Annotated in this window: 22 protein-coding genes; 9 read left to right on the forward strand and 13 right to left on the reverse strand. The window is 37.8% G+C overall.

Annotated features, from left to right (window positions below):
• Nucleotides 1–75 precede the first annotated feature (75 nt).
• From HME9304_RS07845 to recA, 4 genes are all read right to left on the reverse strand, one after another.
• Nucleotides 76–1,677, reverse strand: coding sequence for an outer membrane beta-barrel protein (locus HME9304_RS07845; protein WP_112378064.1), 1,602 nt, complete (start codon nucleotides 1,675–1,677; stop codon nucleotides 76–78).
• Complete coding sequence (locus HME9304_RS07850; RefSeq protein ID WP_112378065.1) at nucleotides 1,678–2,208, reverse strand: RNA polymerase sigma factor; 531 nt, start codon at nucleotides 2,206–2,208, stop codon at nucleotides 1,678–1,680.
• A gap of 29 nt (nucleotides 2,209–2,237) precedes the next feature.
• Nucleotides 2,238–2,681, reverse strand: coding sequence for a hypothetical protein (locus HME9304_RS07855; RefSeq protein ID WP_239023416.1), 444 nt, complete (start codon nucleotides 2,679–2,681; stop codon nucleotides 2,238–2,240).
• 95 nt (nucleotides 2,682–2,776) lie between these two features.
• On the reverse strand, nucleotides 2,777–3,784 hold the full coding sequence (gene recA / locus HME9304_RS07860) for a recombinase RecA (protein WP_112378067.1): 1,008 nt from the start codon (nucleotides 3,782–3,784) through the stop codon (nucleotides 2,777–2,779).
• A 295-nt stretch (nucleotides 3,785–4,079) separates the two neighbouring features.
• Here recA and trhO point away from each other — a divergent pair, with 295 nt between their 5' ends.
• The 8 genes from trhO (at nucleotide 4,080) to HME9304_RS07900 (ending at nucleotide 11,889) form a co-directional block, all read left to right on the forward strand.
• Nucleotides 4,080–5,111 (forward strand): oxygen-dependent tRNA uridine(34) hydroxylase TrhO, encoded by a 1,032-nt coding sequence (trhO, locus tag HME9304_RS07865; protein ID WP_112379762.1) that lies wholly within the window; start codon nucleotides 4,080–4,082, stop codon nucleotides 5,109–5,111.
• Nucleotides 5,112–5,211: 100 nt separating this feature from the next.
• Nucleotides 5,212–6,372, forward strand: coding sequence for a PSP1 domain-containing protein (locus HME9304_RS07870; protein WP_112378068.1), 1,161 nt, complete (start codon nucleotides 5,212–5,214; stop codon nucleotides 6,370–6,372).
• On the forward strand, nucleotides 6,362–6,850 hold the full coding sequence (locus HME9304_RS07875; RefSeq protein WP_112379763.1) for a gliding motility lipoprotein GldH: 489 nt from the start codon (nucleotides 6,362–6,364) through the stop codon (nucleotides 6,848–6,850). Before HME9304_RS07870 ends, HME9304_RS07875 begins: the two co-directional genes overlap by 11 nt.
• A 1-nt stretch (nucleotide 6,851) precedes the next feature.
• A complete protein-coding gene (locus tag HME9304_RS07880; RefSeq protein ID WP_112379764.1) occupies nucleotides 6,852–9,176 on the forward strand; it encodes a penicillin-binding protein 1A in 2,325 nt (774 codons plus the stop codon).
• Between the two features lie 97 nt (nucleotides 9,177–9,273).
• Entirely contained in the window at nucleotides 9,274–9,975 is a 702-nt protein-coding gene (locus HME9304_RS07885) for a CoA transferase subunit A (protein ID WP_112379765.1), read from the forward strand.
• A gap of 23 nt (nucleotides 9,976–9,998) precedes the next feature.
• Nucleotides 9,999–10,205 (forward strand): four helix bundle protein, encoded by a 207-nt coding sequence (locus tag HME9304_RS07890; RefSeq protein WP_239023417.1) that lies wholly within the window; start codon nucleotides 9,999–10,001, stop codon nucleotides 10,203–10,205.
• A 187-nt stretch (nucleotides 10,206–10,392) separates the two neighbouring features.
• Nucleotides 10,393–11,046 (forward strand): 3-oxoacid CoA-transferase subunit B, encoded by a 654-nt coding sequence (locus HME9304_RS07895; protein WP_112378069.1) that lies wholly within the window; start codon nucleotides 10,393–10,395, stop codon nucleotides 11,044–11,046.
• 327 nt (nucleotides 11,047–11,373) lie between these two features.
• Complete coding sequence (locus tag HME9304_RS07900) at nucleotides 11,374–11,889, forward strand: GNAT family N-acetyltransferase (RefSeq protein WP_112378070.1); 516 nt, start codon at nucleotides 11,374–11,376, stop codon at nucleotides 11,887–11,889.
• On the opposite strand, the gene HME9304_RS07905 is transcribed toward HME9304_RS07900, so the two are convergent.
• The gene (locus HME9304_RS07905) at nucleotides 11,878–12,198 is read right to left on the reverse strand and encodes a hypothetical protein (RefSeq protein ID WP_112378071.1); all 321 of its coding nucleotides are present in this window, start codon (nucleotides 12,196–12,198) and stop codon (nucleotides 11,878–11,880) included. The two genes, HME9304_RS07900 and HME9304_RS07905, sit on opposite strands and share 12 nt — an antisense overlap.
• Nucleotides 12,199–12,341: 143 nt before the next feature.
• On the opposite strand from HME9304_RS07905, the gene HME9304_RS07910 reads away from it, so the two are divergent.
• Nucleotides 12,342–13,049, forward strand: a complete 708-nt coding sequence (locus tag HME9304_RS07910) for a helix-turn-helix transcriptional regulator (RefSeq protein ID WP_262510371.1) — start codon at nucleotides 12,342–12,344, stop codon at nucleotides 13,047–13,049.
• Nucleotides 13,050–13,054: 5 nt separating this feature from the next.
• Here HME9304_RS07910 and HME9304_RS07915 read toward each other — a convergent pair whose 3' ends face one another.
• The 8 genes from HME9304_RS07915 to HME9304_RS07950 all read right to left on the reverse strand — a co-directional run bounded on the left by HME9304_RS07915 (nucleotide 13,055) and on the right by HME9304_RS07950 (nucleotide 21,557).
• Nucleotides 13,055–14,200 carry a methionine aminotransferase gene (locus HME9304_RS07915; RefSeq protein ID WP_112378073.1) on the reverse strand — a complete coding sequence of 382 codons (1,146 nt, stop codon included), beginning with the start codon at nucleotides 14,198–14,200 and terminating at the stop codon, nucleotides 13,055–13,057.
• A complete protein-coding gene (locus HME9304_RS07920; protein ID WP_112378074.1) occupies nucleotides 14,187–14,672 on the reverse strand; it encodes a very short patch repair endonuclease in 486 nt (161 codons plus the stop codon). Before HME9304_RS07920 ends, HME9304_RS07915 begins: the two co-directional genes overlap by 14 nt.
• 74 nt (nucleotides 14,673–14,746) lie before the next feature.
• Nucleotides 14,747–15,493, reverse strand: coding sequence for a succinate dehydrogenase/fumarate reductase iron-sulfur subunit (locus HME9304_RS07925; RefSeq protein ID WP_112378075.1), 747 nt, complete (start codon nucleotides 15,491–15,493; stop codon nucleotides 14,747–14,749).
• 8 nt (nucleotides 15,494–15,501) lie between these two features.
• Nucleotides 15,502–17,505 carry a fumarate reductase/succinate dehydrogenase flavoprotein subunit gene (locus tag HME9304_RS07930; RefSeq protein ID WP_112378076.1) on the reverse strand — a complete coding sequence of 668 codons (2,004 nt, stop codon included), beginning with the start codon at nucleotides 17,503–17,505 and terminating at the stop codon, nucleotides 15,502–15,504.
• Between the two features lie 2 nt (nucleotides 17,506–17,507).
• On the reverse strand, nucleotides 17,508–18,176 hold the full coding sequence (locus HME9304_RS07935) for a succinate dehydrogenase cytochrome b subunit (protein WP_112378077.1): 669 nt from the start codon (nucleotides 18,174–18,176) through the stop codon (nucleotides 17,508–17,510).
• Between the two features lie 276 nt (nucleotides 18,177–18,452).
• The gene (locus tag HME9304_RS07940; RefSeq protein WP_112378078.1) at nucleotides 18,453–19,067 is read right to left on the reverse strand and encodes an SIMPL domain-containing protein; all 615 of its coding nucleotides are present in this window, start codon (nucleotides 19,065–19,067) and stop codon (nucleotides 18,453–18,455) included.
• Nucleotides 19,068–19,166: 99 nt separating this feature from the next.
• Complete coding sequence (locus HME9304_RS07945; protein WP_112378079.1) at nucleotides 19,167–19,790, reverse strand: collagen-like protein; 624 nt, start codon at nucleotides 19,788–19,790, stop codon at nucleotides 19,167–19,169.
• Between the two features lie 81 nt (nucleotides 19,791–19,871).
• Nucleotides 19,872–21,557: a helix-turn-helix domain-containing protein gene (locus HME9304_RS07950; protein WP_112378080.1), complete on the reverse strand. Its 1,686-nt coding sequence runs from the start codon at nucleotides 21,555–21,557 to the stop codon at nucleotides 19,872–19,874.
• Between the last annotated feature and the right edge of the window lie 168 nt (nucleotides 21,558–21,725).

Below are 21,725 nucleotides of genomic sequence, written 5' to 3' on the forward strand. Positions count from 1 at the left end.
AAACGCCCCGCCTATAACGGGGCGCTCAATCGATTGCCAAAAGGGGCAACCTTCCTAACCAACACCTTTATATAACTAGAATCTAAAACTTATACCACTGTAGACACCTACAGCAAAAGGCCTGAATGTTCCGGCAGTTTCAGAAAATGTGTTTAATTGATATTTAAAAACAGGTTCAATATTAAACTGTACTTTGGGTGAAAATTCATAGTTGAGGCCCACTCCAACATTTGTACTAAAGTTTATGGAATTCGCATTATTTGCCTCTCCTACTTCGGTTACTAAATTATCTGCTTCGACCGAGATCGAGTTATTGCCATCTAAAAGGAATAGGGAACTGACGCCGCCAATTATATTTACGCCCAACTTCTTATCCACTATAGCGTAGCTTAACTCAAAAGGCACTTCTATATAACCTAGTTGCTGTACAAGGCTGCCATCTACGGCAGGATTAACATTATCAGAAAATTCTGCAGCAATCGGATCTCTGCTCGCAAGAGAATTGCTTGCACTACTTTTGTTGTCCAAAACTAAATTCCTTGAAGTAAGATTATAATCAATGTTATCGATTAGTGCATTGGTAGAACCCTCTAAAGAAGAGGAAGCTGAAATGTTGTTGGTTTCATAGCCAAAATCGACTTTATGGATACCTGAGCGCACCTTTAGCTTTTTTCCAATATCGTAAGCTACGGTCAAACCATAGCTTAGATTGACATTGCCGGATTTTGGATTGGAGGAAAAATTGGAATGTATGGGCGAACCTTCCCCAGTTGCACTAAAATATACAGGTGCAACGGAAGGACCTATGGACCACTTTCTCTTTGTATTCTCAACTACGGCTTCTTGTTCTTGTTCCTCGATTACATCAAAAATCGATTTTTTCTCCACTATCTCTTTTTCTTCTTTCCCTTTTTCTTCTTTCCCTTTTTCTTCTTTTTCCTCAACTTGCGCAACAGCATCTTCTTGCGTTGTATTTTCAATAGATACCCCTGATTTCAATTTTTTGTTTTGCGGAATATCGTTTGAAGATTCATTTTTTTCACTTTCATCAACAGATGCAATGGACGTGGATTTATTTTTATCGGGAGTAAAACCAGCAGGATTTTCCTCAACTTTGGTTTTCTTGACGTCTGGATTATTTGTAAAAGCAACAGCTCCCTCTTTTTTATTTTTTAGGGCATTATCTTTTTCGAAACCCTGTCTTTTTTGATTTGTGCTGGTCGCAGTAATTTGCTCATTGACCTTAATACTTTGATTTTTGTTCAATGAATTTGCTGCATCATTCTGAGTATTTGATGAAGAATTTTCAACAGGATCCCCTTTATTGTCATCTTTTTTGATTTCGGTCAGTTCTTGCTCATTATTTACCTCTAGCTTTAGCTCATTTTCGAGACCTCCTTTTTCCGTGCTTTCCTTTTTTTCAATAGTATCTTTGGTTTCTGTATTTGTTATAATTATCTGAGAATTATCATCTATACCACCAAAAGGATTGATGATATAGAATAGAATGGCCAATACAGCAGCGACACCTCCCAATTTCCACCAAATAGGAAGTATTCTTTTCTTTTCCTTTTTGTCCAAAGAAGCCTCAATGGATTGCCAGACTTTATCTTCTGGAATATCCTGAAAATCTATAAAAGTTTCTTTGAACACTTGCTCTAAATTCTTTTTCCCCATTTAAGCAATGTTTATATTTTCTTTTTTAATTTTTTCCCTCAAAATCATTTTAGCCCTTGCCAAATTTGATTTTGAAGTTCCAGCGGATGTCCCCAACATCTCACTTATTTCTTTATGGCTATAACCATCCAAAACATATAGATTAAAGGTTAGCCTATATTTATTTGGCAGCTCTTGAATGTAACCCAACAGCGTCGACAAACTAACATCCACTTGATCGGTATCCACATCCATTTCTTCAACTGTATTTTCAGAAACCACATTAAGATGCTGTTCCTTTCGGTATTTTTGAAGAACCGTATTGACAGTAATCCGTTTAATCCAACCTTCAAAAGAACCATTAAAGTTGAACTGATCTATTTTATTGAAAATTGTCATAAAACTATCATGCAAATTGTCTTCTGCTTCAGTTTTATTGCGGGAGTACTTAAGACACATTCCAAAAAGGATACCTGAGTACTTTCGGTACAGTTCGGCCTGTGCCTTTCTTTTCCCTTTTTTACAATTATGTATCAGTTCTTCAAGATCCAAATGTTGGTTAATTTTTGGATTGTTGATAATTAGTTTGTGGATTCTTCGGTAACCACAGGTATCGTATATTCCAAATACGAAGCGTTATCATTTTCATCGTTCCCGGCATAAAACCGAAATGTATATTCTCCAGTGAAGATTACGTTGAACTTAAAAATCGCTACCACTTCCTCAACTGCTTGTGTACAGGCAGTTTCATCTGTCAGTACAGAACCGATTGCTACAATGTCGCGATCAGTCTCCGCAGTATTGGTAACATCAAATCCCTCAAAGAAAGTACAGCTATTTGGTCTCAAATAGGTAACTTCAATATCATATGTTTCGTTTAATTCAAAAGACTCCGGAACATCAGCTTCCAATACTGTTAAAGTCGTAAAATGAAAGTTCTGCGCATCGTCATCATCCAAGTCACAGGAATAGAACAAAGTACACATCAAAGAAAAGAACAGTAGTACAATTCCCTTTTTCATCATTTATAAGGTTTTTTTACTCTTAGATGAACAGTATTGACAAGGGTTGCGTTAGGTTATCATAACCTAGTGCCAAAAAAATAGAGAATAAATGTAAGCTACGAATTGACTGCCGCTATGGCTTCCCTTATTTTAGCCTCCAATTCTTCGGAAAGCTCTGGATTATCCGAAAGGAGTGCTTTTACAGCATCTCTGCCCTGACCAAGTTTGGTATCTCCATAACTGAACCAAGAACCACTTTTCTTGACGATTTCGTAAGCAACTCCTAAATCCAGAATCTCACCTATTTTAGAGATTCCTTCTCCATACATAATATCGAATTCCGCAGTTTTAAATGGAGGTGCAACCTTGTTTTTTACAACTTTAACCCTTGTTTTGTTACCCAAAACAGCTCCATCAGTGTCTTTGATCTGGGTTGAACGCCTAATATCCAACCGAACGGAAGCATAAAATTTTAGGGCATTCCCACCGGTTGTTGTTTCTGGGTTTCCAAACATGACACCTATTTTTTCACGCAACTGGTTAATAAAGACTACGGTACAATTGGTCTTGCTTATGGTAGAAGTCAATTTTCGCAATGCTTGTGACATTAGACGGGCATGCAGCCCCATTTTAGAATCCCCCATTTCCCCTTCTATTTCACTTTTGGGAGTAAGTGCAGCAACAGAATCAACAATAACAATGTCAATTGCACCAGAACGGATAAGATTCTCCGTGATTTCAAGTGCCTGTTCACCATGATCAGGTTGTGATATAATTAGATTATCTATGTCTACCCCTAATTTCTTGGCATAAAAGCGGTCAAAAGCATGTTCAGCATCAATAAAAGCAGCGATACCTCCATTTTTTTGAGCTTCAGCAATTGCATGTAAGGTCAATGTTGTTTTACCCGATGATTCCGGACCATATATTTCAATGACCCTGCCCCGCGGATAACCACCTACCCCTAAAGCAATATCAAGTCCCAATGACCCTGAAGGTATGACCTCAACATCTTCGACCACACTATCTCCCATTTTCATGACAGCACCTTTGCCATAAGTTTTGTCCAATTTATCAAGTGTAAGTTTTAAGGCTTTTAATTTTGCTTCTTTTTCGTTGCTCATTGTTCTGAATATTAGGAAGGCTAAATTACCATTTCTTTCTTCATGCCGCAAAGCGGACGCAACCTTTTTAAAATACAGTATCTTAAAAAATACTGACTCAATTGAATATACGGCAAGTTGTTCCAATGGGCTTGCGACCACAGCGCAAAAACATAACTTGCGCTATGAAAAAGAAAATGTGATTGAAAGGACTCCATATATATGGAGTCCTTTCCTTTTAGAGGGGGAGGATTTTTTTACCTTTGCACAAATTTTATCAAATAAACTGTTCTTTAAACTTAACTATTGGTATAGCATGCAACTGTACAATACATTAAGTGCGAAAGAAAGGGAGAAATTAATAGAGGATGCCGGTAAGGACCGACTGACCATCTCTTTCTACAAATACGCACACCTGGGAAACCCTGAAGTTTTCAGAAACCACTTGTTTATTGCCTGGAACGAGCTCGATGTTCTCGGTAGAATTTATGTTGCCCATGAAGGTATCAATGCCCAACTTTCAGTTCCTGCGGACAATTTTAAAAAATTCAAACAACATCTGGACAGCATAACCTTTTTGAAAAATGTTCGACTTAACATTGCCATTCAACAAGATAACAAGTCATTTTTGAAGCTAAAGGTCAAGGTCCGTGAGAAAATTGTTGCAGATGGTCTAAACGATACCACCTTTGATGTCACCAATAAAGGCATTCATGTTGGAGCAGAAAAGTTCAATGAGCTTATTGAAGACCCAAATGTGGTTCTGGTCGATATGCGCAACCATTATGAGAGCGAAATAGGGCATTTTAAAAATGCCATAACGCCGGATGTGGACACTTTTAGGGATTCCTTGGACATCATTGAACAAGATTTAAAAAATCATAAAGAAGATAAAAAATTGGTAATGTATTGTACCGGAGGTATACGGTGCGAAAAAGCCAGTGCATATTACAAGCACAAAGGGTTTAAAAATGTTTATCAATTGGAAGGGGGCATCATAGAATATACCCGACAGGTAAACGACAAAAATCTTGAGAACAAATTTTTGGGAAAGAACTTTGTATTTGATCATAGAAGAAGTGAAAGAATATCAGATGATGTCATTTCAAACTGCCACCAATGTGGGAAACCTTGTGACAACCACGTCAACTGCGCCAACGAAGCCTGTCACTTACTTTTTATTCAATGCAAAGCATGTGCCGAAGCCATGAACGATTGTTGTTCGTTGGAATGCCAAAAAGTACATAATCTCCCTTTTGAAGAACAAAAACGGCTCCGAAAAGGCCAAAAAGCAAGCAATAAAATTTTTAAAAAAGGGCGCTCCCAAGTGCTGAAGTACAAAAAGTAGCATTTCGCTTCTGTGACAAATTGTGCTATATTTACAATTAGTTATTTATGAACCCTTTTTAAAGAAATGATTGTCATTTCTTTAAATCAAGATACAAAATATGGGATGTAGCAGTTGTTCAACCGGCAAGGATGGACAACCGCGTGGGTGCAAGAACAATGGTACTTGCGGCACAGATGGTTGTAATAAGCTAACAGTTTTCGATTGGCTTTCCAATATGTCGCTACCCAACGGTCAAAAACCTTTTGATTGCATTGAGGTACGATTCAAGAACAGTAGAAAAGAGTTTTTTAAGAATGTGGACGACATTCCTTTGGCCATAGGAGATGTTGTAGCTACACAGGCTAAATCAGGTCACGATATTGGAATAGTGACTCTTACCGGAGAGCTTGTAAAGGTGCAAATGAGGAAAAAGAAAGTTGCACCGGACGATGGCACTATTCCTAAAATTTATAGAAAAGCTTCACAACGTGATATCGATGTTTGGCAAAAATGTCGGGACAAAGAAGCGGAAATTCAAAAACGTTCCAGGGAAATAGCCATTTCGCTTAAACTACAAATGAAACTAAGCGATGTTGAGTTTCAAGGCGATGGCTCCAAAGCTACATTTTATTATACCGCAGAAGAACGTGTCGATTTCAGGCAATTGATCAAGGACATGGCAAAAGCGTTTGGTATTCGCATAGACATGCGCCAGATAGGCTATAGACAAGAGGCACAACGTTTGGGCGGTATAGGCTCATGCGGTCGCGAACTTTGTTGTTCCACATGGTTAACGGATTTTAGGTCCGTAAGTACAGCGTCCGCTAGATACCAACAGCTAGCACTGAATCCACAGAAATTGGCAGGACAATGTGGAAAACTCAAATGTTGCTTAAACTATGAACTGGATATGTATTTGGAAGCATTAAAAGACTTTCCGCCACAAGACAGCAAACTATTGACGGACAAAGGCATTGCTTTCTGTCAAAAAGCCGATATTTTTAAGCAAACACTATGGTTCTCCTATAAAAATGAACCTGCCAATTGGCATGCACTTGGAAAAGAACAGGTATTGGAAATTCTGTCAATGAACAGAAAAAATGAAAAAGTAGCCAGTCTTGAGGATTACGCCCAAGATATTATAGATGAAGAAAAAATGGTTTTTGAGAACGTTGTAGGCCAAGATAGCCTTACTAGATTTGATAGACCCAAAAAAAGAGGCAGGAACAAAAAAAAGCGAAGAAAAAATAAACCCAAAGCTTCTTCCAATGCACAATAAACTCTTTACTGCTTTAGTTTTATCCATAACTTTCATTTCATGTAATAATACTATGGTCTTCTCTGACTATACAGCTATCGACAATGGACAATGGACAATGGACAATGCCCTAACCTTTAATTTTTCAGAATTGGATTCCGTTCAGCCCCATAATATGTTCATCAACATTAGGAACGATAATACATTTCAGTTCAACAATCTTTTTCTAATAACCGAATTGGAATATCCAGATGGCAATACAACAAAAGACACTTTGGAGTATAAGATGGCCAAACCAAGTGGCGAATGGTTGGGAAAAGGTTTTGGTAGCATTAAGGAGAACAAATTGTGGTATCAAGAAAAAATCGTTTTTCGCGATACAGGCGTATATAAAGTAAATATTGTACACGCAATGCGAAAGAACGGAGATGTAGATGGCATCCATATTTTAGATGGTATAACCGATGTTGGATTAGAAATTGAAAAAAGTACCCAATAAAATGGCTAAAGCGAAGCAAAAAAAGGAGAAGAGCTTTTTCCCGTATATCAAATGGTTTTGGATTCTCTTCGGATCAGGTGTTTTATTTGTCATATTAATTTTCTTATTGGCCTCTTGGGGTGCTTTTGGCACAATGCCAACCTTTGAGCGTTTGGAAAACCCTGAAACAAATTTAGCCACAGAATTTATTTCATCTGATGGAGAAACCTTGGGAAAACTTTATTTAAACGATAACAGAACTCCAATAGCATATCAAAATCTACCGGAGAACCTGGTGAACGCATTGGTGGCTACCGAGGATGCCCGATATTATGACCACTCAGGGATTGATGCCAGGGGGACAGTACGTGCTTTAGCTTTTTTAGGCACAAAAGGAGGGGCGAGCACAATTTCACAGCAATTGGCAAAACAGTTATTTACCGGACAAGCTGCAAGAGGGTGGCAACGTTATACTCAAAAAATAAAAGAATGGGTCATAGCCACAAGATTAGAGCGCAATTACACCAAAGAGGAAATTGTGGCAATGTATCTTAATATCTATGATTTTGGATATGCGGCAGATGGCATAAGATCCGCAGCCAGAATATATTTTGGAAAAGAACCTTCGGATTTAAAAATAGAAGAATCTGCTGTCTTGGTAGGGATGCTCAAGAATTCATCATTGTACAATCCCATCAGAAGGGAAGAGTTGGTACTGAACCGTAGAAATACCGTTTTGGGCCAGATGGCAAAATATGATTATATCACTCAAGAAGAAAAGGATTCGCTTCAAAAGCTAAAAATGGATATCAATTTCAATCCAGAATCCCATAAAGAAGGATTGGCCACATATTTTAGAATGTACCTACAGCGATTCTTAAAAAATTGGGTCGATGAAAACCCCAAACTGGACGGTGAGAAATACAATATTTATTTAGATGGATTAAAAGTATATACCACTGTGGACTCCAGGATGCAAAAAAATGCAGAGGATGCGGTAGAGGCACATATGAAAAATTTGCAGACGGAATTTTTTCATCAAAATACGCCGGACAGAAACAAAACCGCCCCATTCTTGGATTTAGAAACATCTGAAATCGACATTATTATGGAACGTGCTATGAAGAACTCCCCAAGATGGAAGACCATGGAACGAGAAGGGATTTCAGAGAAGGAGATTAGGAATTCATTTCTTGAGAAGACCGAAATGACGGTTTTTGACTGGAACAGCAATTCTTATGAAAAAGATACCATATTGACTCCAATGGATTCAATTCGTTATTATAAAACCTTTTTAAGAACCGCAATGATGTCGATGGAACCACAGACCGGTCATGTAAAAGCGTGGGTAGGCGGTGTGGATTACAAACATTTTCAATATGATAACGTAATTCAAGGTGCAAGACAGGCGGGATCTACCTTTAAACCATTTGTATACGCTGCTGCAATTGATCAGTTGCGCTATTCCCCTTGTGATTCACTGCCGGACAATCAATATTGTATCGAACCTTTAAAACATGGAAACATTGAGGCTTGGTGCCCTAAGAATTCTGACGGAAAGTATTCTGGCGAAAATTTAACGTTAAAAAGTGCGTTGGCCAATTCTGTCAATACTGTCACTGCTCAATTGATAGATAAGGTAGGGCCGGGATCTGTTGTGGCCATAGCCAAGAATATGGGATTGACAAGGGATATTCTTGAAGTACCTGCTATCGCGCTGGGAACACCGGAATTGAATGTATATGAAATGGTTGGGGCCTACGGAACTTTTGCCAATCAGGGTGTTTATGTAAAGCCTGTTATGGTAACACGGATAGAAGATAAAAACGGCACAGTGCTATTTGAATATACGCCCGAAACAAAAGATGTACTCAGCAAAGACGTTGCCTATGCCACCGTAAACTTAATGGAAGGAGTTACACAATATGGTTCAGGAGGCCGACTTAGACATTCATTTGCAAAAAACCAAACAGTTTACAAAGAAATAATAACAGGTTATCCATACGAACTTACCAATCCAATCGCTGGTAAGACCGGGACAACTCAAAACCAAAGTGATGGTTGGTTTATGGGGATGGTTCCTAATTTGGTTACAGGCGTTTGGGTAGGAGGAGAAGATAGGGCAATACATTTTAATAGACTTGCATATGGTCAGGGAGCTTCTATGGCCTTGCCTATTTGGGCCATGTATATGAAGAAGAATTATGAGAACGAAGAATTAGGAGTCTCAAAAGAAGCTTTTGAAGAGCCTGAAAATCTATCCATAAACGTTGATTGTACAAAAGTACTTCAAGACCTAAAAGATGATTTGGATACTGAGGACGACTTAAAAGACCTGGGCTTCTAGTTTTTAGATTTAAACAAAAAACTTTTCCCCAAGATGTATTTATACCTTGGGGATTTTTTATTTATATCGTAATTTCAAACAATCAGAAACAAAAAAAATGATTAAAAAAATAGTGCCTGATGTAAAAAAAGCTCTTGATGGCGTTGCCGATGGAATGACATTTATGCTGGGCGGATTTGGTTTATGTGGCATTCCTGAAAATGCTATTTCAGAATTGGTAAGATTGGGAATAAAAGATATAACATGTATTTCCAATAATGCTGGGGTAGATGATTTTGGTCTTGGACTGCTCTTGCAAAAGCACCAAATAAAAAAGATGATATCTTCCTACGTGGGAGAAAACGATGAATTTGAACGCCAGATGTTAAGTGGTGAGCTAGAAGTGGAACTTACCCCCCAAGGCACCTTGGCCGAGAAGTGCAGAGCTGCGCAAGCAGGTTTTCCAGCATTTTATACCCCTGCCGGATACGGAACCGAAGTGGCCGAAGGTAAGGAAACAAGAGAATTTAACGGAAAAATGTATGTGTTGGAATCTGCCTTTGAAGCAGACTTTTCATTTGTAAAAGCATGGAAGGGCGATGAAGCCGGAAATCTTATATTTAAAGGTACGGCACGTAATTTTAACCCATCTATGTGCGGAGCTGCCAAAATCACAGTGGCCGAAGTTGAGGAATTGCTCCCCGCAGGTAGTTTGGACCCCAATGAAATTCACATACCCGGAATATTTGTACAGCGCATCTTTCAAGGCAAGAATTATGAAAAAAGAATTGAACAGCGTACTGTTCGCATTCGCTCTTAATTTGAGAATGAATCAATATACCAATGATGAAAAAAGGTGATGTAGCAGGCGATAAATCAATTGGGTTCCCATTGGCGATTATTGAATTCTGTGAACTTTTAGAAGAGAAAAGAAAGTTTGTAACAGCTAACCAATTATTAAAATCAGGAACGAGTGTAGGCGCAAATATTCATGAAGCCCAAAATGCTGAAAGTAGAATTGATTTATACACAAGCTTAAAGTGGCTTTAAAAGAACTTGAAGAAACTAAATAATGGTTGGTTCTGTGCGAAAAATGGAAAAACTGTCCTTTTGAAGATGTTTTGAAGAAACGGAAGAACTAAGTTTGATTTTGTACAAAATTGTAAGTACCAGCAAGAAAAACCTTAATGATAAGAATTGATACATTTTCAAATTAAAAAATTGCTACATTAAAATTATGTTGGATAAAAACGGAATAGCAAGGCGAATTGCAAAAGAAGTCAAAGATGGTTACTATGTAAACTTGGGCATTGGTATACCTACACTTGTGGCAAATTTTGTAAGGGACGATATAAGTGTTGAGTTCCAAAGTGAAAACGGTGTATTGGGCATGGGTCCATTTCCGTTTGAAGGTGAAGAAGATGCAGATATTATAAACGCGGGAAAACAAACCATAACCACGCTTCCCGGAGCATCTTTTTTTGATTCGGCCATGAGTTTTGGGATGATTCGTGGAAAACATGTGGACTTGACCATTTTAGGTGCTATGGAAGTTTCAGAAAATGGAGATATCGCCAATTGGAAGATTCCTGGCAAAATGGTCAAAGGAATGGGAGGTGCAATGGATTTGGTCGCATCTGCGGAGAATATAATTGTTGCAATGATGCATACGAACAAAGCGGGAGTTTCAAAATTGCTCAAAGAATGTACTTTGCCATTAACTGGAGTGGGCTGTGTTAAAAAGATAGTGACCAATCTCGCTGTAATGGAAGTTACACCAAAGGGGTTTGCACTTTTGGAAAGAGCTCCCGGAATTTCTGTTAGTGAAATAATTGATGCCACTGAAGGAACTTTGATAGTAGATGGTGACATTCCAGAAATGAAACTGTGATAAATACCGATGAGTCTGTTTACAACAGAAAATTAAGGTTACACAACAAACTTTTTATCCAGCTATAAAATATAAGTAAGTTAGTATCATAATTACGCAGTCACCCCCGTTAACATCATAAAAATTTATACCATGGCACCCAAATCAAACCAAACTTCATTGGACGAAAATGTTCAAATTTACAGAAACGACTTTTTTACAGGATTTATGTTTTTGATTAAAAAGCTGTTTATGCTTTAAATTCAGTAAAAATTACGATTTTCAAGAGCCTGCAATATTGTTGGGCTCTTTTTTTTTTCAATATTTTTAGCAAAGTAAAATTTTGAAATGACCCTTGCTTGTCGTAGGTGTACAGTCATGGATTTAGATAATCTGATAAAAATTTCCAAAAGCACTTTTGCCACCGCTTTTGAAAAAGACAATAATGCTGAAGATTTTCAAAATTATGTTGAATCCGCTTTCAACAGAGAAAAGCTGCTCCAAGAACTGAGCAATAAGTATTCAAGATTTTATTTTGTGTTTGATGAGAAGCTGCTTGTCGGCTATTTCAAAATAAATCAAAGTAAGGCGCAGACGGATATCAGGGATATTAAATCAATCGAACTTGAACGTATTTATGTTATAGAAAAATATCAGGGAAAGTCTGTAGGCACTTGGATATTAAAAACAGTATTGGAACTCGCCAAAAAAGATAACAAAGAATATGTTTGGTTGGGTGTATGGGAACATAATAAATCAGCAATCAGATTTTATCAAAAGCATGGTTTCAGGAAATTTGGTACGCACACCTTTTTTGTAGGTACGGATAAACAAACAGATTGGTTATTGCGGTTAGACCTTTAAAAGATTGTCCAAAAAAAGTATATCACCTTCGGCCTGCAATTTATGCGCAATAGAGTTTTCGTACGCAGCATGAATTAACAGTGAAATTGCCTTTGCATTTACTTTTGTTAGGCTATTTGTTCTATATATAACATCACGAATGGTCGAAAAGCTGACGTTACTTCTTATGGCAATATCAGCATAATCTTTCTTTGATGTATTTCTTCTTAAAATTATAGAAAGCCTTTCGCTAATTGGTTTTCCATAATCCTTATCCAAAAATATGTTCTCACTATTGATCACAAAGTCAAAATTTTTAATCGAACCCATTTTAAATGTGTTTACGTTTTAAAACTATTTTGATGGGGTCAAATCCTATTTTCTATATTTGATTGTAATTCAATTACAGAAATGTGATTTTTTGCTGCGCAAGAATTTTTATGCGTAAAAATTTTACACAATATAGTAATTATATGTACGCGATTAAACAATTACGACGTAAAAAAAACATGAGTCAATCAGATTTGGCCAAAGAAATTGGTGTTAGCCTTAGAACCATACAGCTTTATGAAAAAAGAGATGCCAATATTCCTATCAAAAATCTTTCAAGAATTGCGGCATATTTCGATTTAAGCATAGCTGAACTATACCTACAAGAAGTTAACGAAAGCCAAGCAAGTTATTCGAAAAGAAAACCATTTACGAAAAGGGGGAGTGTATTTTACCCTCTAGATCACGGTAAATTTTCGGTAATGTTGCCATTGGTCTTAATGGAATACCAAAAAGACTATATTGAGTTTTTGACCAGTGACATTAAAGAAGAGAAAATTTTTCAAACGGGATTTATTATCGATTTTATACCTGAAGAAACCTTAAGGGCATTTGAGGTCAAAGGTGATTCAATGAATGATAAGAGTATTGAAGGAATACCTAATAAAGCATTTGTTTTGGGAATGGAATTACAAAAAAATATGCTCAGCAACGCTCATAGTACAATCTGGAATAAAGCGTATATGTTGGTCTGTAAGGATAGAATTATCTGTAAATGGCTTACAGGGTTTAATCCCGAAAAAAATACGGTCTATTGTCAAAATTTAAATAAGTCTCCAGAATATCAAGACTTTGAACTCGCCTTAGATGATATTTTAAAGACGTTTGTAATAATCAAGAAACAGTTTTAAAGCTTCTAAATTCGATTTAGAATTTCAGCGGCTCGGTCCAATGTATCGTTTGTTTTGGCAAAACAAAAACGGAGTTGCTTATTATCTTGATTGTTTAAATTAAAGACCGAAACTGGAATGCTTGCCAATTTATGTTCTTTAACAAGTCTTTCCGCAAAATCTGTATCGGTCTCATTTGTAATTTCAGAATAATCGAGCAATTGAAAATATGTGCCGGATGATGGAGTTAACCGGAATCGTGATTCTCTGATAGCCTCTAAAAAATAATCTCGTTTTTCTTGATAAAATGAACTCAGATGGAGATAGTGCCGAGGCGTTTGCAAATAAGTGGCCAATGCCTTTTGAATGGGATGGTTTATACAGAATACATTAAACTGATGTACTTTCTGGAATTCTTCCATTAAAACCTTTGGGGCAACACAATAACCAATTTTCCACCCGGTAACGTGGAATGTTTTTCCAAAGGAAGAGCAAATAATACTCCGTGACGCCAAATCTGGAAACTTGGAAACACTCTGATGAAATTTGCCATCAAAAACAATATGCTCGTATACTTCATCGCTCAGCAATATAATATGGGTTCCTTTGAGAATATCCTGCAACCGAAGCATATCTTCTCTGGACCAAATAGTTCCGGATGGATTGTGCGGCGTGTTGATAATCACCATTTTTGTATCACTGTTTATAGCAGATTCAAATTCTTTCCAGTCTACCTTAAATTCCGGACCGTTCAACTGAACGGGAACGACCGTGCCACCAAATAGCTCAATCGTGGGTTCATAACAATCATAAGCGGGTTTCAGGACAATAACTTCGTCGCCTTGTTGGACAAAGGCAGAAATTGCAGTAAAAATGACTTGTGTTGCACCCGCGGTAATCGTTATTTCAGATTCAGGATTGTATGATTTTCCATAAAGATTTTCTGTTTTTTCTGAAATAATTTCACGAAGTGAAAAAATTCCTTGCATCGGGGCATATTGGTAATGGCCCGTTTTTATAGCTTTTTCCACCAGTTGTAAAAGTTGGGGGTCTAGAGAAAAATTTGGAAAGCCCTGGGATAGGTTGACGGCCTTATGTTTATTGGCCATTTTACCAATATGGCTAAAAATATTAGTTCCCACATTGGGTAACTTTGAATTAATTTGCACCATTATTTGAATATTTTTCCAGATGGAAAATTACTTTTTGTAGGCAAGATTGCAGGTTTTTTTTGATGTCGCTTTCCCAAAATCGAAATACAGTATACCCCAACTGTTTTAATTCTTCATTTACCTCCCTGTCCCTTTGCATGTTCCGTTCAATTTTTGGAATCCAAAATTCACGATTGGTCTTTATCTTGGTTTTTCGTTCTTCCCAATTATAGCCATGCCAATACTCGCCATCAATAAAGATTACGGTTTTATATTTATTTAAGACGATGTCCGGTTTTCCTATCAACTTTTTGTAGTCAATTCTATAACGATAACCTGCTTTCCACAGCGCTTTTCTAAATGCAAGCTCAGGCTTGGTGTTCTTACCACGTATTTTGCTCATGATCTTGGAGCGCTGCGGTGTAGTATAGAACCCTGCTTCTTCATTAAACCGGGGAACTTTTATAGGCTCTTCTAAATAATTTTTCGGCATATTTCAAGATAACGAAAAACCCGAACTCCCTTTGAATGGAATCCGGGTTTTTTATAAGCTAAAAAATAATGGTCCTATCCTTTTATACTGGCAGAAAGATATTCGCGATTCATCCGTGCTATATTTTCCAAAGAAATCCCTTTAGGGCATTCAACCTCGCATGCTCCGGTATTGGTACAGTTTCCAAATCCTTCCAAATCCATTTGCCGGACCATATTCTCAACACGCTCCGCAGCTTCTACCCGTCCTTGTGGCAATAATGCGAACTGTGATACTTTCGCAGAAGTAAATAGCATAGCGCTCGCATTTTTACAAGCAGCTACACAGGCACCACAGCCAATACATGTTGCAGCGTTAAAAGACTTGTCCGCCATGTCTTTCTCAATGGGGATGGCATTGGCGTCTACAGGCCTTCCAGAAGTATTAACGGAAATATAGCCCCCAGCTTGTTGAATTCTATCAAAAGCAGTTCTATCCACAATTAGGTCTTTTACTACGGGGAATGCTTTTGCTCTCCATGGCTCAATTACAATTTCGTCACCATCATTAAAGCTGCGCATGTGCAATTGGCAAACGGTAATCATGGAATCGGGTCCGTGCGGCCTTCCATTTATTTGTAATGAACAGGTGCCACAGATTCCTTCTCGGCAATCATGGTCAAATTCAACAGGTTCCTCCCCTTTGGAAATCAGTTCCTCATTTAGGATATCCAACATTTCCAAAAAAGACATATCGCTTTCCACACCATCCAAAGTATAATCTACCATTTGACCTTTGGTGGAAGTATTCTTTTGTCTCCAAATCTTCAAATATAATTTCATAGCTATTTTTATTTGTAAGAACGAGTTTTTACTTTAATGTTTTCATAGACCAAATCTTCCTTATGCAGTTTTGCATCACTTGGCTCCCCCATGTATTCCCAAGCGGATACAAATTTGAAGTTTTCGTCATCACGTAATGCTTCTCCTTCCGGTGTTTGGTATTCTTCCCTAAAGTGTCCTCCACAAGATTCGTTACGTTCTAAAGCATCTTTTGCAAAAAGTTCTCCGAGTTCCAAGAAATCGGCAACTCTTCCAGCTTTTTCAAGTTCTTGGTTCTTGCCGTTAGGACTGCCGGGAATTTTTACGTTTTCCCAGAAATCCTTTCGCAATTCAGCAATTTCCTTAATGGCTTCTTTTAATTCTTTGGCATTACGGGACATGCCACATTTGTTCCACATAATTTTACCCAATTTCTTGTGGTAATAATCTACAGAATGTATTCCTGTTCCGGACATCAATTTCTCCAGTCTATCCTTTACATTCTTTTCGGCGGCATCAAACTCTAGAGAATCGATTGGGATTGCTCCTGTTCTAATATCATCTGATAAGTAATCACCGATTGTATACGGCAATACAAAATATCCATCTGCCAGCCCTTGCATCAAAGCAGATGCCCCAAGACGATTTGCTCCGTGGTCACTAAAATTGGCTTCTCCGGCAGCATAACAGCCAGGGATAGTGGTTTGCAGATTATAATCCACCCAAAGTCCGCCCATGGTATAATGTACGGCAGGATAGATCATCATTGGGGTTTTGTATGGATTTTGATCTACTATTTTTTCGTACATCTGAAAAAGGTTTCCATACTTTTCTTCTACAATTTTTTCGCCCAAGTCACGAATGGTATCATCGTCTACATCCTTCATGCCGGATGTTAATGCTTTTTCTTTTCCATAGCGCATAATTGCAGCTGAGAAATCCAAGTAAACTGCTTCTCCTGTTTTGTTTACGCCAAACCCGGCATCGCAGCGTTCTTTTGCAGCTCTTGATGCAACATCCCTGGGAACCAAGTTTCCAAATGCGGGATAACGTCTCTCCAGATAGTAGTCGCGTTCTTCTTCACCAAGTTGTGTTGGTTTTAATTTCCCTTCACGAATGGCTTGGGCATCTTCCAAACGTTTTGGCACCCAAATACGTCCATCGTTTCGTAAAGATTCTGACATTAATGTCAGTTTGGATTGATGATCTCCTGAAACCGGGATGCACGTTGGATGGATTTGTGTAAAACAGGGATTGGCAAAGAAAGCCCCTTTTTTATGTGCCTTCCATGCAGCCATTACGTTGGCTCCCATACAATATGTTGAAAGGAAAAATAGATTACCATAACCACCTGTTGCCAATACTACGGCATGTGCGGAATGTCTTTCAATTTCTCCACTGACCAAATCCCTTGCGATGATACCTCTTGCTTTTCCATCAACCAATACCAAATCCAACATCTCATGACGGGTATATGACTTTATTTTCCCTCTTTGGATTTGTCTGTTCATTGCGGCATAAGCCCCCAACAACAATTGTTGTCCGGTCTGTCCTTTGGCATAGAAGGTTCTTGAAACAAGTACGCCACCAAATGAACGGTTATCTAAAAGGCCACCGTATTCGCGTGCAAAAGGGACACCTTGGGCAACGCACTGGTCAATAATATTGGTTGAAACTTCAGCCAAGCGATATACATTGGATTCACGGGAACGGTAATCCCCTCCTTTTATGGTATCATAGAACAAACGATATACACTATCTCCGTCTCCTTGATAGTTTTTGGCGGCGTTCACACCCCCTTGTGCAGCAATTGAATGTGCCCTTCTGGGTGAATCTTGATAGCAGAACGTTTTTACATTATATCCCAATTCGGCCAAAGTTGCTGCTGCCGAACCTCCCGCCAGACCTGTACCAACAACGATAATATCGATATTGCGTTTGTTGGCAGGGTTAACAAGATCTATTTCGTTTTTATGTTTTGTCCATTTATCGGCCAATGGTCCTTGCGGCTCTCTAGAATCCAATACTCCCATAATTAATGTGTTATTGGGTTAAGGTGATGATATAGGGCGATGAAAATAAAACCCAAAGGAATCACCACTGAAAATATATTTGTAAATAATTTAATTCCGGCGGAATACTTGTTATTGACCCCCATACTTTGGAAAGAAGATGAGAAACCATGCCATAAGTGCAAGCTCAATAGAACAAATGAGATAACGTAGATTATGGTACGCCAGACAGGTGCAAATTTCTCAACTGTTTCTTCATGGTAACGTGTTGGGTCTTCGGGGTTGGCTTCAATGTATTTAAAAGCCATTTCATGTACCCAAAAATCATAAAAATGCAGTCCTAGAAATGCAAGCACTACCAAACCCGTGTAGATCATATTTCTAGATACCCAAGGAGCATTTGCACTACCCTTATATTTTACGTAGCCTACACCTCTTGCCCTTCTATTTTGTATTTCTAAAATGAAACCCATTACAAAGTGAATAATAACTCCTGCAATAAGAATTGGTTGTAAAATGAATTGTACCAATGGATTGTATCCCATAAAATGGGACCACGAGTTAAAAACATCCGGGTCGATCACGGACGTAATGTTAATGACAAAATGTTGTGTTAGGAAAACAACCAAGAAGAGTCCCGAAAGTGCCATTACTATTTTACGGGCTATCGAAGATTTTAACAATCCGCTCATTGAAGTCAGTTTTACTTACAAATTTACGGCACAAACAAGTTTTTAACAAGCTTTCAACAATGCAAGACGCCTTATTTAGATTGATTATAATGTGAGTTTGTGTTTGTTGAATGTCTGTGTCGTTTTTTAAAAACATTCAGCAATACCCTTCAACAAAAAAACCCTTTTTAAAGGGCTTTTAAAATAGAAATGATTACTATTGAATCCGATTTTAAAAAAAGGAAACATCACTATATCGATTATAAGGCTTTAAACTCCAATATCTCTAATAATATTTTAATCATTCTTAAGAGCAAACGTCACAACAACTTCATATTGAAAATGACCCAAGGGTTTATCATAGTAGAGCCCTCTAATAATTTCTTCATCCAAATAGTTTCTGTTGTCATCTATGCTTATTACTTTGCCTAAATCCAATTCAATGTTCTTGGTCATAGCTTCTGCTTTCTTCTTTGCATTTTCAAAAGCCTTTTTGGAAAGCGATGCAATTTCTTCCTCATCAAGTGTTATAACCTGATCAAATTGTAGCCGCTGTACACCAAAGGACTTGGATTTCATGAATTTTCGAAAGTCTTCCAATGTGGATGTTTCAAATTCATAGATGGTACCTTCTTTATCATACCCCAATGATTCATAAGCAAATTTATCTTCTTTTAATTGTGCTAAAGATATGCCATTGCTCTTAAGGGCTGCATCGTACTTTTCTTTCATTTGGGATAACGTAAAAGTTTCTGATGGAAGACTGGAATAGGCAGAACTCAAGGTCACGGAACCTTTGAACATAGGCGTCTTGTCAATGTGCACTGCTCTGCCAATAACTTGTATGGATGGTTGCTTTTGGCCAAACCCGAAATAAGATATTAGTATAAGAAAGAATATTATTTTTTTCATGATTATTTTTTTTGAACACTTGCTAAAGTGATTTGAACTCCTTCAACGGATTATACGACCAAAGAAAGGCCCCCAGGGATACCCGGGAGCCTATTTGGATTATTCTTCTATACCAAAAAGTTCAGTAATTTCTTTATAGGACATTTTGGAATAGTCCAAAGAACTATTCTTGGTAGTAATGTCTCCTGGCCCAGAACCTCCAGAGGGAGTTCCTCCAGGAATCAAAACGTAGCGGTATTCGCCAAAAAATGGCACCCCTGTAGGATTACCCTCTTCGTTTGCAGATACGATGATGAATAACTGCCCAGCTTCTTCCGCTCTAAAATAGTAGGATTGCTGCCGTGATGCACCAAAAACAATGGGTAGCGGGTACACATCCGTGTCTTCGGTAATAGGATTGGGCGTGGAACGCCCAAAAACCAATATTACACCTTCGTTTATAATATCGTCTGTCATCAACGGGGCATCTATGGAGAATGAGGCAGAAGTTGCTATAATATTATCATCAAATTCCGAATCTATCCAATCTGAATAAATGACATTGGCCGTACCTGTCTCTCCCTGTTCGCCCTGAGCTCCGTCCGCGCCGGCAGGTCCTTGTTCACCTTGTGGCCCAGCTGGGCCGGCAGGTCCTGTTTCACCGTCTTCGGCGGAGCATGATATTACTAATGCCCCTAAAAACAACATTGAAAATAGATGTAAAAATTTTCTTCTTTTTTGCATAACTAAATGAGGTTAAAATTAGTCAGCAAACCTATAAACCAAAAAAATTCTAGATGTCCGGTATTTTTCAATTTTAAAGAATCAGGACATCATCAAATGCATTTGTCGGTATTCCGATGGAGTGATTCCTATCTTTTTCTTGAACGCATTATAAAAAGTGGATTTTGAGTTGAAACCGGATTCCAGTCCGATGGCTATTATGGTATAATTGGAAAAACTAGGATTGGCAAGCATATCCTTAGCTTCGTTGAGACGGTACATATTGATAAAATCCGAAAAATTCGTACCGCTTAATTTATTTATGATTTGGGACAGATACCCTACGCTTATTTTTAAATAGTTGCTTACCGAAAGTAGGTCCAAATAAGGATCCAAATATGGTCTTTCCTCTTCAAACCAATTTAGGAGTTCTTTGTAATATGCATTGTCATCCGTAAGCTCGAACAGGGATTGTTTGCCAATATGTGATAGTTTGGTCGCCGTTAGCTTGGCTATCAATTGAAACAGCAACAAGTGTTTTTCATTAAAAAAATCTTTTTCGGAATTCTCGGAATCCAATACACCGATAAGTTCACCATTATTAATTATGGGTACGGCCAACTCCGACTTTCTGTTTTTGTCGTCCAAAATATAGCGTCCGTCCCGCTCTATATTTTTCACCATCTCCCATTCTCCTTTTTTTGCTGCGGAACCAACAATTCCTTTGCCTAGGGGTATTTCCAAAGGGCTTAGAATTTTTTTGTCCCCATTGTCCTTATTTCCATAAGCCGCTTTTTGCACCAGCACATTTCTATTTTTATCGAAAATATAGATAACACAATCTTCCAGCCCAAGTTTGGCGATACAATTTTTAGTGATGTCCCAAACTACGTCCTCCTCATTTTTTTTATCGAAAAGCGACGTTGCAAAGTAGCTGAGAATTTCGGTTATATAGTCTTGGCTTTCATGAATTGATATTAGCTCATTTGTACTGAAAATATTCCTGAGGGCCGATACCTGAAAATTTCCGTTAATCGATTTTAACTCACTTTCCTGAAGGGTTTTTTTCTGTCCCAATTCCTTTAAATGTTTTTCGCCCTGAAATAAGAAGGAATAGTAAAAAGCTATGAAAAGCGTCCATAAAGGATAATAGGGCACATGACCGCTCCATGAGTCAAAAAGTTTAATTGACATGATGACCAACAACCAAATAAAACATAAAAAAACCATGACGATATAGGTTTTTTTTAACCATCTGGTTTTCTTTAGTACCACTTTATAGGGCAACCTACCTATGCTACTTTCATATTCTTTTATGACCCTATGATTCCAGATTGCCATTAGGAGTGAAAAGGCCACCGCACTGTTTTCGTCAAATTCTGCTCCAATATTTGCCGCCACTCCCATGGAAAGGAATGCATAGTCCATGATGACATTTATCTTCAAGAAGGTATAAAGTCCTAGAAAGAGAATAAACGGAATCAAAAAATAAACAAGACTTTTTTTAAAAATTTCTGATTTTCCCAAATAACTATAGGTAAAACCTGTAAAAAGAGCAGGGCATAGAAACTGGAATGGCATATATAGTATTAATAGCAAAGGATAAAGCTTGGTCAGACCAATATCGATAAATAGAACCTGGACAATGACTAGATTGGATAACAAAATAAACCAATACATGTATTGGTAAGTGCTGTCTTTTTTGTGAACAAAGATTTTATAAATGCATAGGAGAACAATGGGTAGGGTGGTCGATAAAACAATACCGTTGAAAAGATTCCAGTTCATTTTGGGGCAAGCTGAGGTTGAACATTAAAAATAATCCCCAATGGGTTTTCAAAAAAGATTTATCTTCTGATTGGTAAGTAAAAATGTATAAATGGCATGTAAATTTTCTTTTAAGAAAAAAAAAGGATTATTTTTTGACCGATATTACATGAATATAAACCAACGTAT

Source organism: Flagellimonas maritima, from assembly GCF_003269425.1.
Classification (GTDB): Bacteria; Bacteroidota; Bacteroidia; order Flavobacteriales; family Flavobacteriaceae; genus Flagellimonas; species Flagellimonas maritima.

What these genes read in the sequence shown, in the direction of transcription:
- HME9304_RS07845 (WP_112378064.1), bottom strand. Translation starts at nt 1,677, where the DNA reads ATGGGGAAAAAGAATTTAGAGCAAGTGTTCAAAGAAACTTTTATAGAT.
- HME9304_RS07855 (WP_239023416.1), bottom strand. Translation starts at nt 2,681, where the DNA reads ATGATGAAAAAGGGAATTGTACTACTGTTCTTTTCTTTGATGTGTACT.
- recA (WP_112378067.1), bottom strand. Translation starts at nt 3,784, where the DNA reads ATGAGCAACGAAAAAGAAGCAAAATTAAAAGCCTTAAAACTTACACTT.
- trhO (WP_112379762.1), top strand. Translation starts at nt 4,080, where the DNA reads ATGCAACTGTACAATACATTAAGTGCGAAAGAAAGGGAGAAATTAATA.
- HME9304_RS07870 (WP_112378068.1), top strand. Translation starts at nt 5,212, where the DNA reads ATGGGATGTAGCAGTTGTTCAACCGGCAAGGATGGACAACCGCGTGGG.
- HME9304_RS07875 (WP_112379763.1), top strand. Translation starts at nt 6,362, where the DNA reads ATGCACAATAAACTCTTTACTGCTTTAGTTTTATCCATAACTTTCATT.
- HME9304_RS07880 (WP_112379764.1), top strand. Translation starts at nt 6,852, where the DNA reads ATGGCTAAAGCGAAGCAAAAAAAGGAGAAGAGCTTTTTCCCGTATATC.
- HME9304_RS07885 (WP_112379765.1), top strand. Translation starts at nt 9,274, where the DNA reads ATGATTAAAAAAATAGTGCCTGATGTAAAAAAAGCTCTTGATGGCGTT.
- HME9304_RS07890 (WP_239023417.1), top strand. Translation starts at nt 9,999, where the DNA reads ATGATGAAAAAAGGTGATGTAGCAGGCGATAAATCAATTGGGTTCCCA.
- HME9304_RS07895 (WP_112378069.1), top strand. Translation starts at nt 10,393, where the DNA reads ATGTTGGATAAAAACGGAATAGCAAGGCGAATTGCAAAAGAAGTCAAA.
- HME9304_RS07900 (WP_112378070.1), top strand. Translation starts at nt 11,374, where the DNA reads ATGACCCTTGCTTGTCGTAGGTGTACAGTCATGGATTTAGATAATCTG.
- HME9304_RS07905 (WP_112378071.1), bottom strand. Translation starts at nt 12,198, where the DNA reads ATGGGTTCGATTAAAAATTTTGACTTTGTGATCAATAGTGAGAACATA.
- HME9304_RS07910 (WP_262510371.1), top strand. Translation starts at nt 12,342, where the DNA reads ATGTACGCGATTAAACAATTACGACGTAAAAAAAACATGAGTCAATCA.
- HME9304_RS07915 (WP_112378073.1), bottom strand. Translation starts at nt 14,200, where the DNA reads ATGGTGCAAATTAATTCAAAGTTACCCAATGTGGGAACTAATATTTTT.
- HME9304_RS07920 (WP_112378074.1), bottom strand. Translation starts at nt 14,672, where the DNA reads ATGCCGAAAAATTATTTAGAAGAGCCTATAAAAGTTCCCCGGTTTAAT.
- HME9304_RS07925 (WP_112378075.1), bottom strand. Translation starts at nt 15,493, where the DNA reads ATGAAATTATATTTGAAGATTTGGAGACAAAAGAATACTTCCACCAAA.
- HME9304_RS07930 (WP_112378076.1), bottom strand. Translation starts at nt 17,505, where the DNA reads ATGGGAGTATTGGATTCTAGAGAGCCGCAAGGACCATTGGCCGATAAA.
- HME9304_RS07935 (WP_112378077.1), bottom strand. Translation starts at nt 18,176, where the DNA reads ATGAGCGGATTGTTAAAATCTTCGATAGCCCGTAAAATAGTAATGGCA.
- HME9304_RS07940 (WP_112378078.1), bottom strand. Translation starts at nt 19,067, where the DNA reads ATGAAAAAAATAATATTCTTTCTTATACTAATATCTTATTTCGGGTTT.
- HME9304_RS07945 (WP_112378079.1), bottom strand. Translation starts at nt 19,790, where the DNA reads ATGCAAAAAAGAAGAAAATTTTTACATCTATTTTCAATGTTGTTTTTA.
- HME9304_RS07950 (WP_112378080.1), bottom strand. Translation starts at nt 21,557, where the DNA reads ATGAACTGGAATCTTTTCAACGGTATTGTTTTATCGACCACCCTACCC.